The sequence below is a fragment of the Rhizobium sp. No.120 genome (genome assembly GCF_054558365.1).
On the sequence record NZ_BAAJNQ010000003.1, the window covers coordinates 33602 to 48499 of the forward strand.

General features: G+C 59.5%; 11 protein-coding genes. 3 read left to right on the plus strand and 8 right to left on the minus strand.

Going from position 1 to position 14898, the window contains the following annotated elements; genetic code table 11:
* Positions 1-672, plus strand: a complete 672-nt coding sequence (locus ACYJRZ_RS10695) for a DsbA family oxidoreductase (RefSeq protein ID WP_459458816.1) — start codon at positions 1-3, stop codon at positions 670-672.
* A gap of 81 nt (positions 673-753) precedes the next feature.
* Here the strand turns inward: ACYJRZ_RS10695 and ACYJRZ_RS10700 are convergent, their stop codons facing one another.
* Positions 754-1341, minus strand: coding sequence for a TetR/AcrR family transcriptional regulator (locus ACYJRZ_RS10700; protein ID WP_459458818.1), 588 nt, complete (start codon positions 1339-1341; stop codon positions 754-756).
* A 168-nt stretch (positions 1342-1509) separates the two neighbouring features.
* Between ACYJRZ_RS10700 and ACYJRZ_RS10705 the strand changes: the two genes are divergently transcribed.
* On the plus strand, positions 1510-1932 hold the full coding sequence (locus ACYJRZ_RS10705; protein WP_459458820.1) for a RidA family protein: 423 nt from the start codon (positions 1510-1512) through the stop codon (positions 1930-1932).
* 69 nt (positions 1933-2001) lie between these two features.
* On the opposite strand, the gene mfd is transcribed toward ACYJRZ_RS10705, so the two are convergent.
* Both mfd and ACYJRZ_RS10715 read right to left on the minus strand, forming a co-directional pair.
* Positions 2002-5502: a transcription-repair coupling factor gene (gene mfd / locus ACYJRZ_RS10710; protein ID WP_459458822.1), complete on the minus strand. Its 3501-nt coding sequence runs from the start codon at positions 5500-5502 to the stop codon at positions 2002-2004.
* Positions 5499-5813: an FAD assembly factor SdhE gene (locus ACYJRZ_RS10715; protein ID WP_459458824.1), complete on the minus strand. Its 315-nt coding sequence runs from the start codon at positions 5811-5813 to the stop codon at positions 5499-5501. Before ACYJRZ_RS10715 ends, mfd begins: the two co-directional genes overlap by 4 nt.
* 173 nt (positions 5814-5986) lie before the next feature.
* On the opposite strand from ACYJRZ_RS10715, the gene recG reads away from it, so the two are divergent.
* Positions 5987-8092, plus strand: a complete 2106-nt coding sequence (recG, locus tag ACYJRZ_RS10720; RefSeq protein ID WP_459458826.1) for an ATP-dependent DNA helicase RecG — start codon at positions 5987-5989, stop codon at positions 8090-8092.
* A gap of 42 nt (positions 8093-8134) precedes the next feature.
* On the opposite strand, the gene ACYJRZ_RS10725 is transcribed toward recG, so the two are convergent.
* The 5 genes from ACYJRZ_RS10725 to ACYJRZ_RS10745 all read right to left on the minus strand — a co-directional run bounded on the left by ACYJRZ_RS10725 (position 8135) and on the right by ACYJRZ_RS10745 (position 14884).
* Positions 8135-9622, minus strand: a complete 1488-nt coding sequence (locus ACYJRZ_RS10725; RefSeq protein WP_459459581.1) for an esterase-like activity of phytase family protein — start codon at positions 9620-9622, stop codon at positions 8135-8137.
* Positions 9623-9859: 237 nt separating this feature from the next.
* The gene (locus ACYJRZ_RS10730; RefSeq protein WP_459458828.1) at positions 9860-10558 is read right to left on the minus strand and encodes a DUF502 domain-containing protein; all 699 of its coding nucleotides are present in this window, start codon (positions 10556-10558) and stop codon (positions 9860-9862) included.
* 176 nt (positions 10559-10734) lie between these two features.
* The gene (gene glmS, locus ACYJRZ_RS10735; RefSeq protein WP_459458830.1) at positions 10735-12561 is read right to left on the minus strand and encodes a glutamine--fructose-6-phosphate transaminase (isomerizing); all 1827 of its coding nucleotides are present in this window, start codon (positions 12559-12561) and stop codon (positions 10735-10737) included.
* Between the two features lie 113 nt (positions 12562-12674).
* On the minus strand, positions 12675-14036 hold the full coding sequence (gene glmU / locus ACYJRZ_RS10740) for a bifunctional UDP-N-acetylglucosamine diphosphorylase/glucosamine-1-phosphate N-acetyltransferase GlmU (protein WP_459458832.1): 1362 nt from the start codon (positions 14034-14036) through the stop codon (positions 12675-12677).
* 101 nt (positions 14037-14137) lie between these two features.
* Positions 14138-14884, minus strand: coding sequence for a FadR/GntR family transcriptional regulator (locus ACYJRZ_RS10745; RefSeq protein WP_459458834.1), 747 nt, complete (start codon positions 14882-14884; stop codon positions 14138-14140).
* Positions 14885-14898: the final 14 nt, after the last annotated feature.

The window sequence follows — 14898 nt, forward strand, 5'->3', positions numbered from 1 at the left end:
ATGGAACGCATCACTATCGACATCGTCTCGGATGTCGTTTGCCCATGGTGCTATCTCGGCAAGGCGCGCCTGGAGCTCGCCATTGCCGAGGTGCAGGATGAAGTGGGTGTCGACCTCAACTGGCGACCTTATCGTCTGAACCCCGACTATCCGCCAGAAGGCGTCGACCAGAAGAAAGCGCTCGAGCAGAAGCTCGGCGGCGCGGAACGCGTGGCGCAGGGACATAAGATGCTGACTGAGCTCGGCCGCGAGGTGGGCATCAAATTCGATTTCGACGCTATCAAGATCGGTCCGAACACGCTCGACGCCCATCGCCTCATCCATTGGTCCGTCACCGAAAGCCGCGAAAAGCAGGATAAAGTGGTGGATGCCCTCTTCAAGGCCAATTTCGAAGAGGGCCGCAATGTCGGCGATCACGCCGTGCTGCTCGACGTTGCCGAAGAAGCCGGGCTCGACCGGTCCGTCATCGCCACCCTGCTGGCTTCCGATGCGGATCGCGATCTCATCATCGGCGAAATCGACGCCGCCCAGAAGATCGGCGTCAACGGCGTGCCCTTCTTCATCTTCGACCAGCAATATGCCGTTAGCGGCGCCCAGACGCCGGATGTGCTTGCCGGCGCGCTGCGAGATATCGCCAAGATGAAGGCGGAGGCACGGGCCGGGATGAACTAAGCGGGATTCCGCTTTTTCGATCATAGCTGCAAGAGCTTCCGCGATCTTCGATTCGCGGAAGCAGCTGAGCCATAATCGGCATCAGGTCTTTGCCAGCAATCCCGAAGCCATCGCCCGGAAGGCTTCTATCGCCTTGGGCAGCACTTCCGTTGGATTATCGCTGGCAGCAACCCAGAGGGCAGCATTCAGCGCTGCGCCGGAAATGAGCCGGGCGGCGGCCTCGGGATCGACCGGCTTGACCACCTCTTGCTCCAGAAGCTTTGCCACCGTCTGCCGCGTGCCGGCGAGACAGCTGTTCTGGCTGGGCCATTTCGAGGGGTCACCCAGAACGGCCGGGCCGTCAAGCAAGACGATGCGCTGCACTTCGGGATCGAGCGCCATTTTGATATAGGCCTCCCCCTCGGCAAGCAGACCCTGCCAGTCACCCTCCGCCTGCGCGCCGATCTCCTTCGCCCGCAACGCCAGCTCATTGTCGATCTGATCAACGACGGCTGCGAGCAATCCACGCTTGTCACCGAAATTGTGATAGAGGGCACCTCTCGTCAGGCCGACATCCGCCGTCAATTCATCCATTGAAGCCGCCGCAAATCCTTTCTCCGCGAAGGCTTTTCTGGCAGCGGCAATCAGCTTGTTGCGGTTTTCTTCCATCGTTTCCAGGCGCTTTGCCATATCGCTCTCAAATTTCACATACGTTTCGTATTTGAAATATTGACATACGCTACGCATATGAATATCTCGCATACACGTCGTATATCAAATAAGACGGCGCTTTGGAATGGCCGCGCAAGCTTGGGCCCTCCGATCTTTTCACGTCGACACGAATGAGAGGCGAATATAATGAAGACCAGGAATGCAATTTTCCCGAAGAACAGACATGCCCTTTACGAGGAGCACGGCTATTCCGCCGCGATCCATTCCGGCGATCTGCTGTTCGTCTCCGGTCAGGTCGGCAGCCGTGCAGATGGAAGTCCTGAGCCAGATTTCGAAAAGCAAGTCCAGCTTGCCTTCGACAATCTGCAGGCAACCCTGGAAGCCGCAGGCTGCACCTTCGACGATATCATCGATGTCACGACGTTCCATACAGACCCGGAGCGGCAGTTCGGCGCGATCATGACCGTCAAGAATCGGATCTTCTCCGAAAAGCCCTATCCGAACTGGACGGCGGTCGGCGTCACCTGGCTTGCGGGCTTCGATTTCGAAATCAAGGTCATTGCGCGCATTCCGAACAAGGATGAAGAACACCGGCCTCAAGAAGCCTGACCGCAGTCTATCGTTATCAAAGGCCGAGACCGGTCCCGCCACCGACCCCAAAATGAAGTGCCGGAGTCCCTACTTCGCCAACTCCGCCAGCTGTGTCATTACCACAGCCGCGCCCTGCAGTCGCTTCTCCGGCGTCGGCAGGTCGCGTGTGAGGAAGACGCTCTGATCCGGGCGGATCTTGGCCATCGTGCCCTGTTTGGCGATATAGCCGACAAGGTTGGCGGGGTTCGGGAATTCCTTGTTGCGGAACTGCACGACGACGCCCTTCGGGCCGGCATCCAGCTTCTCGACATTGGCGATGCGGCAAAGCGACTTGATATAGACGATCTTGAGGAGATGCTGCACCTCGATCGGCAGCGGGCCGAAACGATCGATCATTTCCGCTCCGAAACTGTCAATCTCCTTCAGTTCGGTGATCTCGCCGAGGCGGCGATAGAGCGCCATGCGCAGATGCAGGTCGGGCACGTAATCATCGGGAATCATAACAGGTGTACCGACGGAGATCTGCGGCGACCAGCCGGTATCCTGGATTTCGTCGACGCCCTTGACCTCGGCAACGGCCTCCTCGAGCATCTGCTGGTAAAGCTCGAAGCCGACTTCCTTGATATGACCCGACTGTTCCTCGCCAAGCAGATTGCCGGCGCCGCGGATATCGAGATCGTGGCTCGCAAGCTGGAAGCCGGCGCCGAGTGTGTCCAGAGACTGCAGCACCTTGAGCCGGCGCTCCGCCGTTGTGGTCAGCACCTTGTTGACCGGCAGCGTGAAGAGCGCAAAGGCGCGGACCTTGGAGCGACCGACACGGCCGCGTAGCTGATAGAGTTGCGCAAGACCGAACATATCGGCGCGGTGGACGATCAGCGTATTGGCCGTCGGCACGTCGAGGCCGGATTCGACGATGGTCGTTGAGAGCAGCACGTCATACCGGCCTTCGTAGAAGGCGTTCATGATGTCTTCCAGCTCGCCGGCCGGCATTTGGCCATGCGCGACCGCTACCTTCAACTCCGGCACATCGGATTGCAGGAAGGCGTGGATATCGGCGAGATCGGCGAGACGCGGACAGACATAGAAGCTCTGGCCGCCGCGATAATGCTCGCGCATCAACGTTTCGCGGATCACGAGGGAATCGAAGGGTGAAATGAAGGTGCGCACCGCCATGCGGTCGACCGGCGGCGTGGTGATGAGCGACAGTTCGCGCACACCCGTCATCGCCAGCTGCAGCGTGCGCGGGATCGGCGTCGCCGAAAGTGTCAGCACATGCACGTCGCTCTTCAGTTCCTTCAGGCGCTCCTTGTGCTTCACGCCGAAATGCTGCTCTTCATCGATAATGAGCAGGCCGAGATTGGCGAAGTGGATGCCGGCGCCGAGCAGCGCATGCGTGCCGACGACGATATCCGTCTTGCCTTCCGCCACCTCCTTCTTGGTGAGCGCCAAATCCTTGGCGCCAACCAGCCGGGATGCCTGTTGTACCCGGATCGGCAGGCCGCGGAAACGCTCGGAAAAGGTCTTGAAATGCTGCCGGGCAAGCAGGGTCGTCGGCACCACGACGGCGACCTGCACACCATTCATGGCGGCGACGAAAGCTGCACGAAGCGCTACCTCCGTCTTGCCGAAGCCGACGTCGCCGCAGACGAGGCGATCCATCGGCCGGCCGGCGCCAAGATCCTCGCGCACCGCCTCGATGGCGTTCATCTGATCGTCGGTCTCATCATAGGGGAAGCGTGCGGCGAATTCGTCGTAGAGCCCTTCGGCAGAGGTCAGCACCGGCGCATGGCGCGTCAGGCGCTCGGCCGCAACGCGGATCAAGTCACCAGCGATATCCAGAAGGCGCTTCTTAAGCTTCGCCTTCCGCATCTGCCAAGCGCCGCCGCCGAGCTTGTCGAGCTGTGCCTCGGTGCCCTCGCCGCCAAAGCGCGACAGCAGATCGATGTTCTCGACCGGCAGGAAGAGTTTGGCATCATCGGCATATTGTAGCTCAAGACAGGCATGCGGTGCGCCGGCAGCCTCGATGGTCCTCAACCCGACAAAGCGGCCGATGCCATGCTCGGCATGGACGACGATCGAGCCTTCATCCAGGCCGGCCACTTCCGAGATGAAATCGGCCGCGCGCTTGCGGCGCTTAGATCGGCGCACCATACGGTCGCCGAGAATATCCTGCTCGCCGATGACAATGAGATCGCCGGCCTCGAAGCCGGCCTCGAGGCTGAGCACGGCCGCCGCCGCCTCGCCCTTCGCCAGGCCGCTGAGATCCTTGAATGCCTCGATCGTCTTGACGCGCGCCAGCCCATGTTCGGAGAGCACCTGCAGCAGGCGATCGAGTGAGCCTTCAGTCCAGGCCGAAATCAGCACCTTGCCGCCTGCCGCCCGCTTGTCGGCGATATGCTTGACGACGGCGTCGAAGACGTTGACTCGCTCGCTGTCGGTACTCTCGGTCGCGGAACGCGCCCAGCGTGGTCCCTGCCGGGCATCAAGCTCGATAACGCGACGCGCCTCGCCCTCGTGTTCGTTGAAGGGCGAAACGCGGATGGCGCCGAACGCATCGAGCGCATTGCCGAAGGCCTTGCCGTCGAGATAGAGCTGGCCGGGCGTTACGGGCTTATAGGGTGTGCCCTGCGCCATCTGTCCCTTGGCGGGCTGGCCGGATTGGAGGCGGGCGTCGTAATAGTCGAAGACGAGCTTGGAGCGCTCTTCGGCCGCTTCGCGCACGGTGTGATCCGTGACCAAGCGAAAGCCTTTAAGGTAATCGAAGACGGTCTCCAGTTTCTCGTAGAAGAGCGGCAGCCAATGTTCCATGCCGGCATAGCGACGGCCTTCCGACACGGCGAGATAGAGTGCGTCATCGCGCGTGGCGGCGCCGAAGGCGGAGAGATAGTTTTTGCGAAAGCGGCTGATCGTATCCGGCGTCAGCGTCACTTCGCTCATCGGATTGAGATCGAGCGAGCGCACTTGCCCTGTCGTGCGCTGGCTTGCCGGATCGAAGCTGCGGATGCTTTCCAGCGTATCCCCGAAGAAATCCAGGCGCACCGGCTCCTCCGTGCCGGGAACGAAGACGTCGAGAATGCCGCCGCGCACCGCATATTCACCGACCTCACGTACGGTTGCGACACGATCGAAGCCGTTGCGCTCCAGGCGGGTCGCGATGTCGTCCATCCGCACCTGGTTGCCCGGTCGGGCTGAGAACGCCAGGCTTTCAATGATATCCTGAGGGGCGACCTTCTGTAGCATGGCGTTGACGGTCACCAATACGATAGCCGCATGCGGCTTGCGATGATGCGCGATCAGGCCGGACAAAGCCGCCAGGCGCCGGGCCGAGGTGTCGGAGCTTGGAGAAACGCGGTCATAGGGAAGGCAATCCCAGGCCGGCAGGGTAAGCACCGGAATTTCAGGCGCGATGAAACCGAGCATCTGTTCGACATCGGCCATATGCTGGCCGTCGGACATGACATAGGCGATCGGCTCACCGGCCTTTGCCATTTCAGCAATCAGAAACGGCTCCAGGCCGGCCGGCACATGACCGATCGTCATCGGCTCGCTTGCGGCAAGCAGCTTCTTCGCGTCGAAACCGGGGATCATTTCGTTAATCCGAACCTTTCGGCGATTTCTTCGAAATCGGGCTTGTAGGATGCCAGTCGCTCAAAGAGCGGCGTCTGCAGATGCTGCGGCGTCGGCTGGCTGCCCAGAATCCACTTGAGGAGATCATTGTCCTCTTCGGCCATAATGCGCTCGAGCTCATCCAGTTCAGTTTCAGAGAGCCCCGGCAGCTCATTATCGGCAAACTGGCCGAAGACCAGATCCATCTCGCGGATACCGCGATGCCAGCAACGGAAAAGGATGCGCCGACGGCGAGGATCGAGATCGGCACTGCTGAGGGTCAGCCCAGTCATCAAAAACACCTTTATGTAGATGCGTCTCTATAAAACCAGCGCTCACAGGTGGGAACCGGTTTTTCAGAAAAAAACACCTACAATGCAATTTTCCGGGGAGTGTTTGATACAATGGTGCCGAGTTCCCTACCGCCCCTTGCCAAATGCGCCCTGCCCGTCGCATTTTGCCGGACATGCGTCCCGCTATCCTCGACCCGCTGTTTGCCTCCATCTCTTCGCTGCCCGGCGTCGGGCCGAAGGTGTCCGAGCTGCTGGTGAAGCTGCTCGATCGCGAGACGATCGACGATTGTCGGGTCATCGACCTCATTTTTCACGCGCCGCATTCGATCATCGACCGACGCGAGCAGCCCGGTATCGCGAGGGCGCCGCAAGGCGCCATCGTCACCATCACCGGCCGTGTCGACCGACATCAGCCGCCGCCCAATCCGCGCAGCAACGTGCCCTATCGCGTCTATCTGCATGACGAAACGGGCGAACTTGCTCTAGTCTTCTTCCGCGGAAAGGCGCAATGGCTCGAAAAGCAGCTGCCGATCGATGAGACCGTCACCGTCAGCGGCAAGGTCGACTGGTTCAACGGCCGGCCATCCATGGTGCATCCGGATTACATCATGCGCGAGAGCGAGGCGGAAAACCTGCCGTTGGTCGAACCGGTTTATCCGCTAACGGCTGGACTTACACCAAAGTTCCTACGCAAGACCATCGAGGCGGCGCTGCCGCGCATCCCGCAGTTGCCCGAGTGGGATGATATTGCCCTTACTCAAAAGCAGGGCTTTCCCTCGATCTCCGACGCCTTCCACATGCTGCATGCGCCGCGGGATGCCGCCGATATCGATCCGCAGGCACCGACCCGCCGCCGGCTTGCCTATGATGAATTCCTGGCAGGGCAATTGTCGCTCTCCCTGGTTCGCCAGCGGCTGCGCAAGGTTGCGGGACAGCCGGTGCATGCTACTGGAGAAATCAGCGGCAAAATACTGGAATCTCTTCCTTTCTCGATGACGAACAGCCAGCGTGATGCGGTCGCCGATATTCTGAAGGATATGGCAGGCACCGAGCGCATGCTTCGGCTGCTGCAGGGCGACGTCGGCGCGGGCAAGACGCTGGTGGCGCTGATGGCTATCGCCGCCGTGATCGAAAGCGGTGGTCAGGCTGTGCTCATGGCACCGACCGAAATTCTGGCTCGCCAACATCATGCTACGATTTCAAAATTCGCAGCGAGCGCAAACCTTTCCGTCGAAGTTCTCACAGGTCGCACAAAGGGACGCGAGCGTGACGCTATCCTGGAGCGCATTGCCTCCGGCGAAGCGCAGATCATCATCGGCACTCATGCTCTCTTCCAGGACAGCGTCGCCTATGCCAACCTCATGCTGGCTGTGGTCGACGAGCAGCACCGTTTCGGCGTTCACCAACGCCTGCGCCTGACCGCGAAGGGTATCTCTCCCCATATGCTCGTCATGACCGCAACGCCCATACCGCGAACGCTGGTGCTTGCCGCTTTCGGGGATATGGATGTTTCCAAGCTCACCGAGAAGCCGGCGGGGCGCAAGCCGATCCAGACGATCACCATTCCGAACGAGCGAACCGGCGATATCGTCACGCGTCTGAGGAGCGCGCTATCCGAAGGTAAAAAAGCCTATTGGGTATGCCCACTTGTGGAGGAATCCGAAGAATCCGATTTAATGTCCGTCGAGGAGCGTCATGAGACATTGACCAAGGCACTCGGACCGGGCATCGGCCTCATCCATGGGCGAATGAGTGGCCCGGAGAAAGACGCCGTGATGATGGCGTTCAAGAATGGCGAGATCCGCCTGCTGGTTGCGACGACGGTCGTCGAAGTGGGCGTCGATGTGCCGGACGCAACGATCATGGTCATCGAACATGCCGAACGTTTTGGCCTCGCGCAGCTGCATCAGCTGCGCGGACGCGTCGGTCGTGGTGACGAAGCCTCCACCTGTATTCTTCTCTACAAAGGCCCCCTCGGCGAAACCGGGCATGCGCGGCTGTCGATTATGCGCGAGACGGAAGACGGCTTCCGCATTGCCGAGGAGGATTTGAAGCTGCGCGGCGAAGGCGAGCTTCTCGGCACGCGCCAGTCCGGCACGCCAGGCTTCCGCATCGCCAGCCTGGAAGCCCATGCCGATCTCCTGGAAATCGCCCGTAAGGATGCCGCCTATCTGATCGAGCGCGATCCGGAACTGACCAGCGAGCGTGGCAGTGCGGTACGCACCCTACTCTACCTCTTCCGTCGCGATGAGGCGATCCGATTCCTGCGAGCGGGGTAAGCGGATGGACGCGTTAGCCGCGTCCATCCCGGTTTCATCCGATCACTTGGCAGCAAGGCCAGGAATGGTGACCTGGAATACCTGGAACATAGTATCGACATCGGCACCGCTATCATCTTTGTAGGTGGCTCCGACCTGAAAACCGTCCTGGGTAATGAAGTCGTTGTCATTGGCGACGAACAGGAAATAATCGTCGGGCAGCTTCGGATCCTGAACGCTGACGATCGACATGGCCTCCCACTTTTCGGAGAGGTTGTTGCGGTCGTTCGGCGCGCCATTATGTAGACCGAAGCGCGCAAGATCGGCGCTATCGTTGATGTCGATGAACTGGCTGAGGACAGCCGGCTTGACGGAGGGATCAAGGACGCCCTTTGGCGCGACAGCCGTGTCGCTGTCGAACTTGCCGCCGGCAATATCGGTGGCAGCGGACACATCGACGGCAACGATGCTGCGATAGAGCGACTTGTCGCCCTTCTGGCCATAACCATTGTTGCTGTCGCGCGCCAGCATCAGGAAGCTTGTCGGTGAGAGCGCCACGATTTCGCTTTGCGCGGCAACGGCCGTCTTGCCCTTGTCATTGGTGAAAACCGGCAGAGGCACGACATATTCGTGCACCAGTTTCAGATGGTCGAGATCGGTGGCATCGTAAACCAGCGCGCGGGTGTTCTGCCGCGTCGAGCTGGAATCGCCGCCATCCTGGCGGGTCGCGGACTGAAGCACGACGATCAGGAACTTGCCGTCCGGGGTCAGGGACATCCCCTCGAAGCCCTGATTATTTTGGCGCCCGCTGGTCGGATCCTTCGGATCGGGCGCGGCTTCGCCTGGACCGGGGTTGTTCGAGGAAAAATTCACGGCGCCGTGGCGCATCGGCAGAAACGCGGCCGGCGGCGCCGTGGCCGAGATCATGCGCCCATCCGCCGAGAAGCGGTAGATATAGGGACCGTATTCATCGCTGATGAACATCGAACCATCGGGCAGCCGGGCAATAGCTTCGTTGTCGAGCGAGATCTTGCCGTTCGGCGCTTGCGGCAAAAGCGGCATGCCGCCTTCTGCCTGGCGGACGCCGTTAGCGGGGTCGAGGCCGGTGGTTTCGTTGCCCTTGTTGTCTTTCAAAAGCAGCGTATCCGCCAGCTTGGCTTCAATGCCCGCCTGCTCCTGGCCGGCCGGCGGCGTTGCACCGGGAGCAACCGGCGACAGCTTGATATCGATGGTGTTGAGACGCCCGCGATAATCGGTGGTGCCGGCGACATTATAGCCCCGGTCCGGCAGCAGCCACAGCGAGCCCTTATAGGTGCCGTCGGTGTTGCGGGTCCAACTCTTGATGTCGATCGACATGCCCGAGCCTGAACCAAAGGTTTCGCCGAACTTGTCACGCTGATTGGCAGGAATTCGGCCGACAGCGACGCGGCCCTTATTGACGAGCGTCACACCCTGAATGGTGACGGATGTATCAGCGAGTGCCGCGACCGGCGCGGCGAAAACGAATGTGGCCAGTGCAGCCGATAAGAGCAGGAATTTCTTCGAACGCATATATTTCAAGATGTTATCCTCCTGATGAAAACCTTTGTGGAGATAATGGCATTCATCTCCGGCCCGTTTTCGGGCCGCGCTAAGAACCGCAGCCCGGCGCCGGTGCTCCGAACATTCGATGCTGAGATACATGCAATTGTCTGCCCCGACTGACGATCTAAGGCGTCAATATGATAGAGGCATGACAATTCGCGTGAAACGCGAAGCTATTGATTCAACAATTGGAAGATGAGCAATTTAGCTCAAAGAATTCATGGGAACCGGCTGCTGCAGTTTCTTGGCTGCGACCAGTTCCTTGTATTCAGGCACAACGAGACCGCCCGATATCAGAAGCTTGGCGCCGTCCTCGGGGCTCATGTCTAGCAACGTGATTTTTTCGCGAGGAACGAAGACTAGAAAACCCGCGGTAGGTACAGGTGTCGGCGGCAGAAAAACCGCAACCATGTCCTGACCCATCGCATTGAATTTCGAGGCGATCTCGCCTTTGGCATCGGTCGATATGAAGACCATGGACCATAAGCCTGGGCTTGGATACTCGATCAACCCCACCTTCTTGAAGGATGTGCCCTGCTCCTTCAGCACGGTTTCGAAGATTTGCTTGACGCTCTTATAGATGGTCCGTACCAGCGGCACTCGATTGACGATCGACTCGCCGAAGCGGACGATGCTCTGACCAATCAAGTTCTTGGCCAGAAAGCCTACGATCGTGATGAAGATCATCGCGATGACCAGGCCGGTACCGGGTACGGCGAAGTTCAGATAGCTTTCGGGATCGTAGCGTGCAGGAATATAGGGGCGAACCCAGCTGTCGGCCCAATGGACGACTGACCAAGTCAGCCATAGCGTAATGGCGATCGGGGCGCAGAGAATCAGGCCGGCCAGGAAATTGTTTCTGATCCGCGTCGTCACGGACATTTTGATGAGTTTTTCAGTCATTCGCCGCTCGAAAACTCCGTCCCGTCGCTACCGCTCCCCGGCAAATCCTCCCCACCATCTCCGTGGACGAATCGTGCCAGAAATCGGCGCGGCATACAACCCGTCAGACACGTCTGCGAGCCGAGTAAGCGGTCGGCTCACGACGACGTGACGGTAAATGTGCGACAGAAGGAATCCTATTCCACGGTGACCGATTTGGCGAGATTGCGCGGCTGATCGACATCCGTGCCCATAAAGACTGCGGTATGATAGGCAAGCAATTGAATGGGCAGCGAAAAGATGATCGGTGCGATGATCTCGTCGACGACCGGGAGAGTAATGGTCGCCATGGTCGGCAATGTCGATGCGGCAGCGCCCTTCGCATCCGTTATGAAAATGATTCGCCCGCCGCGTGCCGCGACTTCCTGCATGTTGGAAACGGTCTTGTCGAAGAAACGGTCATGCGGGGCAATGACAATGACGGGCATGTTCTCGTCGATGAGCGCGATCGGACCATGCTTGAGCTCGCCGGCGGCATAGCCTTCGGCATGGATGTAGGAAATCTCCTTCAGTTTCAGCGCGCCCTCCATGGCGAGCGGGAAGCTGGTACCGCGGCCAAGATAGAGCACATCCTTGAACTTCGAGATTTCGCGTGACAGGCTTTCCATCTGCGGCTGGATGATGTTCAACACCTGAGCCATGATGCGTGGCATCTCAACGAGATGGTGCACCAGCTCCTTCTCGTCTTCGGCACTGATGATGCCGCGAGCGACACCGGCTCCGATCGCCAGCGAAGCAAGGACGGCAAGCTGGCAGGTGAAAGCCTTCGTCGAGGCGACACCGATTTCCGGACCGGCCATGATCGGAAACACCGCATCGGATTCGCGCGCGATGGTCGATTCCTTCACGTTGACGACAGCGCCGATCTTGAGGCCGTTGTCCCGGCAATAGCGAAGCGACGCGAGCGTATCGGCAGTCTCGCCGGACTGCGAAATGAACAAGGCCGCCTGCGACGGTGATAGAGGCATTTCGCGATAGCGGAATTCGGAAGCAACATCGATTTCGACCGGCAGCCGCGCATAGCGTTCGAACCAATATTTACCCACAAGGCCGGCGAGATAGGCGGTGCCGCAGGCTGATATTGCGAGCCCGGAAACACTGCTGAAATCGATGGCCGAAATATCCGGGCGTACCCGATGGCTGGCGAAATCGACATAGTGGCTGAGCGCGTGGGAAATGACTTCCGGCTGCTCGTAGATTTCCTTCTCCATGAAGTGGCGATGGTTGCCTTTATCGACCACATAGGCGGTCGCTTGGGAAATCTGCCTTGGCCTCGTCACCTCATTACCGTTGAAATCGAGAATGGTTGCACCCGCATGCGTGACAATCGCGCAGTCGCCATCGACCAGATAGGTGATCTCATTGGTGAAAGGTGCGAGCGCGATCGCATCCGAACCGAGGAACATCTCGCCCTTGCCATAACCGACGGCAAGCGGCGGGCCGGAGCGTGCCGCCATCAGCGTGTCAGGATCGTTCTGGAACATCACGGCCAGTGCATAGGCGCCCGTCACACGGTTCAGCATTTTCAGCATGGCCGCCCGCGGGCCCAGGCCCTCACGGACGTATTTTGCCAGAAGATGGGCGACGACTTCCGTATCCGTCTGCGAGGCAAATTCCCGCCCTTCGGCCTTCAGCTCTTCGCGCAGTTCGGAGAAGTTTTCGATGATGCCGTTATGGACGACGGCAATGCCTTCGACGAAATGCGGATGAGCGTTGGTTTCATTCGGAACACCGTGCGTGGCCCAGCGCGTATGCGCAATGCCTGTCGTGCCCGGCAATGGGTCCGCTTCGAGACGCTTTTCCAGATTGAAGAGCTTTCCCTCCGCCCGGCGACGATCCATCACACCGTTGTGGATCGTCGCGACACCGGCCGAATCATAGCCGCGGTACTCGAGCCGCCGCAGCGCATCCACCAAGCGCTCCGCCACGGGCTTCGTTCCAACGATCCCAACAATACCGCACATACAGCTCTCCGTCTGGCCTCAGATATGAAGGCAAGTCCTAATCATTCTTGCAATTTTCTCAATTGCCATCACGGTCACTTTCGATTTCGGACCGTTACGTCAACGCGCGAGTTTTAGTGGCTGCCCTTCTTCGTTGCCTTGATGGCAAGAGCTCGCTCGCGGATTGCTTTAGCTCGCTCCGGCTTTACTTCCTGGCGAGCCCGGCCGAAGGCCAGCGCATCGGCTGGAACATCCTCGGTGATAACGCTGCCGGAGGCAATATAAGCGCCGTCACCGATGCGGATGGGAGCCACAAGCGAGGAATTGGAGCCGACGAAGGCGTTAGCGCCGATATGGGTCTCATGCTTGTTGACCCCATCATAGTTGCAAGTGATCGTGCCCGCGCCGATATTACTGCCGGCTCCGATCGTCGCATCGCCGATATAGGTCAGATGATTGACCTTGGCGCCTTCGCCGATCTTGCCGTTCTTGACCTCGCAGAAATTGCCAACCTTGGCACCGCCGGCCAGATCCGCGCCCGGACGCAGCCGCGCAAAGGGCCCGACCGTCGCGCCGGCGCTGATATGGGCACCCTCGATATGTGAGAAGGCATGGATGACCGCGCCGCCCTCGATAACGGCACCGGGGCCGAAGACGACATTCGGTTCGATCAACGCATCCTGGCCGATCACAGTGTCATAGGCGAGGAAAACGGTTTCCGGCGCTATCATGGTCACGCCCGACAGCATCACCTCATGCCGCCGGCGCTCCTGCCAGAGGCGCTCAATGACGGCAAGTTCGGCGCGGTTGTTGCAGCCGGTCATCTCGACTTCGGGCGCATCGACGGCAACGGTGCGTCCGCCAAGCGAACGGGCGATCTCGACGAGATCGGTGAGGTAATATTCGCCCTTGGCATTGTTGTTGCCGATGCGATCAAGGAGGTCCAGCGCCTTGCGGCCATTGATCGCCATTAGTCCGCTATTGCACCACTTTATCGCCAGCTCGGCATCCGTCGCATCCTTGGCTTCTCGAATGGCGATCAGTTCGCCATCCTTCACCAGCAATCGGCCATAGGCATTGGGATGCTCCGTATGAAACCCGATAACGACGATATCGTTGCCATCGGCCAGTCCCCGGCGGGCGGCGCGAAGCGGCACATCGGTCAGCAGCGGAACGTCTCCATAGGCAACAATAATATCGTCATATCCGCGAGCAATCGCCTCGCGAGCCGCCAGCACCGCATGGCCAGTGCCGAGGCGTTCTTTCTGAAGATAGGATTCGATGGTGATGCCGCCGATCGATGCTGCGGCGCCGACCTCATCCGCATTGCGCCCGACAACCAGAGCCGCCGCAGAAATCCCGGTCTTAGCAATCGCATCCATGACATGGGCGATCATCGGGCGCCCGGCAATCGGATGCAGGACCTTCGACATCGATGACTTCATGCGGGTACTGTCGCCGGCGGCGAGGATGATGGCGAGACAGCTGCGTTCCATTTCAAGCTCCGAGAGATACAGTCAGGCGTCGGCGCTGGCCGAACGACTCCCCTCATATCAACAAGTCGAGCGATGAACCACGGCGAAATTCGAGGCGGCTTTCAGGCTTCGGCGAGAGCCTCGAAAGCTTGGAGGACATGCTGACGCCCATCGATAATCACGAATTCCATCGCCTTATGGGCGGAAAGGCTGTCTCGCGCCGCTATCGCGTCCACTATGGCCATATGCGTATCAGCAATATTGGCAAAACCATTGGTTGACGGCGGCGCGCTCATGCGAAACATGCCAACGAGTGCGGCTTTGATAAGTCCACCGAGCGACCGCATGAACGGATTCTGCGAAGCCTCTGTAATTGCCAAGTGGAAATGCAAATCGGCGACTGCGAGGCTATCGGAAGTATGGTGCGGCGCCGCCATGGCGGCCGCAAGGTTGCGAAGCAGTTCGATATCCTCTCGGCTGGCCCTTTCCGCCACCAGACTCGCCGCAAAAGGCTCGAACGCCATGCGTATGTCGTAAAGATGGAGAAGAAATTCCTTGTTGACGCCGCTTTCGAAATGCCAATTGAGCACTTCATTATCGAACATGTTCCAATGGATCTTTTCGGTGACGCGCGTGCCGACGCGGGCGCGCGGCACCACCAACCCCTTCGCCGCCAGAGTCTTCATGCTTTCACGCAGGACCGTGCGGGATACCTTGAACCGTTGCAGAAGCTCGCTGTCGCCGGGAAGAATGCTTCCGATCGGAAATGCGCCAGAAACGATCGCCTTGCCTAACTCATCAACCACCTGAGCGTGGCTCGTGCGTGATTTTCCCTCGGTTTTTCCGGTCTCAAGCAATCGGTTTCGCAAGAGCTCTGTCCCTC

Bases quoted from the DNA above. Each gene is read 5' to 3' on its own strand.
- ACYJRZ_RS10705 (WP_459458820.1), top strand. From the start codon at position 1,510: ATGAAGACCAGGAATGCAATTTTCCCGAAGAACAGACATGCCCTTTAC.
- ACYJRZ_RS10695 (WP_459458816.1), top strand. From the start codon at position 1: ATGGAACGCATCACTATCGACATCGTCTCGGATGTCGTTTGCCCATGG.
- recG (WP_459458826.1), top strand. From the start codon at position 5,987: ATGCGTCCCGCTATCCTCGACCCGCTGTTTGCCTCCATCTCTTCGCTG.
- mfd (WP_459458822.1), bottom strand. From the start codon at position 5,502: ATGATCCCCGGTTTCGACGCGAAGAAGCTGCTTGCCGCAAGCGAGCCG.
- ACYJRZ_RS10700 (WP_459458818.1), bottom strand. From the start codon at position 1,341: ATGGCAAAGCGCCTGGAAACGATGGAAGAAAACCGCAACAAGCTGATT.
- ACYJRZ_RS10715 (WP_459458824.1), bottom strand. From the start codon at position 5,813: ATGACTGGGCTGACCCTCAGCAGTGCCGATCTCGATCCTCGCCGTCGG.
- ACYJRZ_RS10730 (WP_459458828.1), bottom strand. From the start codon at position 10,558: ATGACTGAAAAACTCATCAAAATGTCCGTGACGACGCGGATCAGAAAC.
- glmU (WP_459458832.1), bottom strand. From the start codon at position 14,036: ATGGAACGCAGCTGTCTCGCCATCATCCTCGCCGCCGGCGACAGTACC.
- ACYJRZ_RS10725 (WP_459459581.1), bottom strand. From the start codon at position 9,622: ATGCGTTCGAAGAAATTCCTGCTCTTATCGGCTGCACTGGCCACATTC.
- glmS (WP_459458830.1), bottom strand. From the start codon at position 12,561: ATGTGCGGTATTGTTGGGATCGTTGGAACGAAGCCCGTGGCGGAGCGC.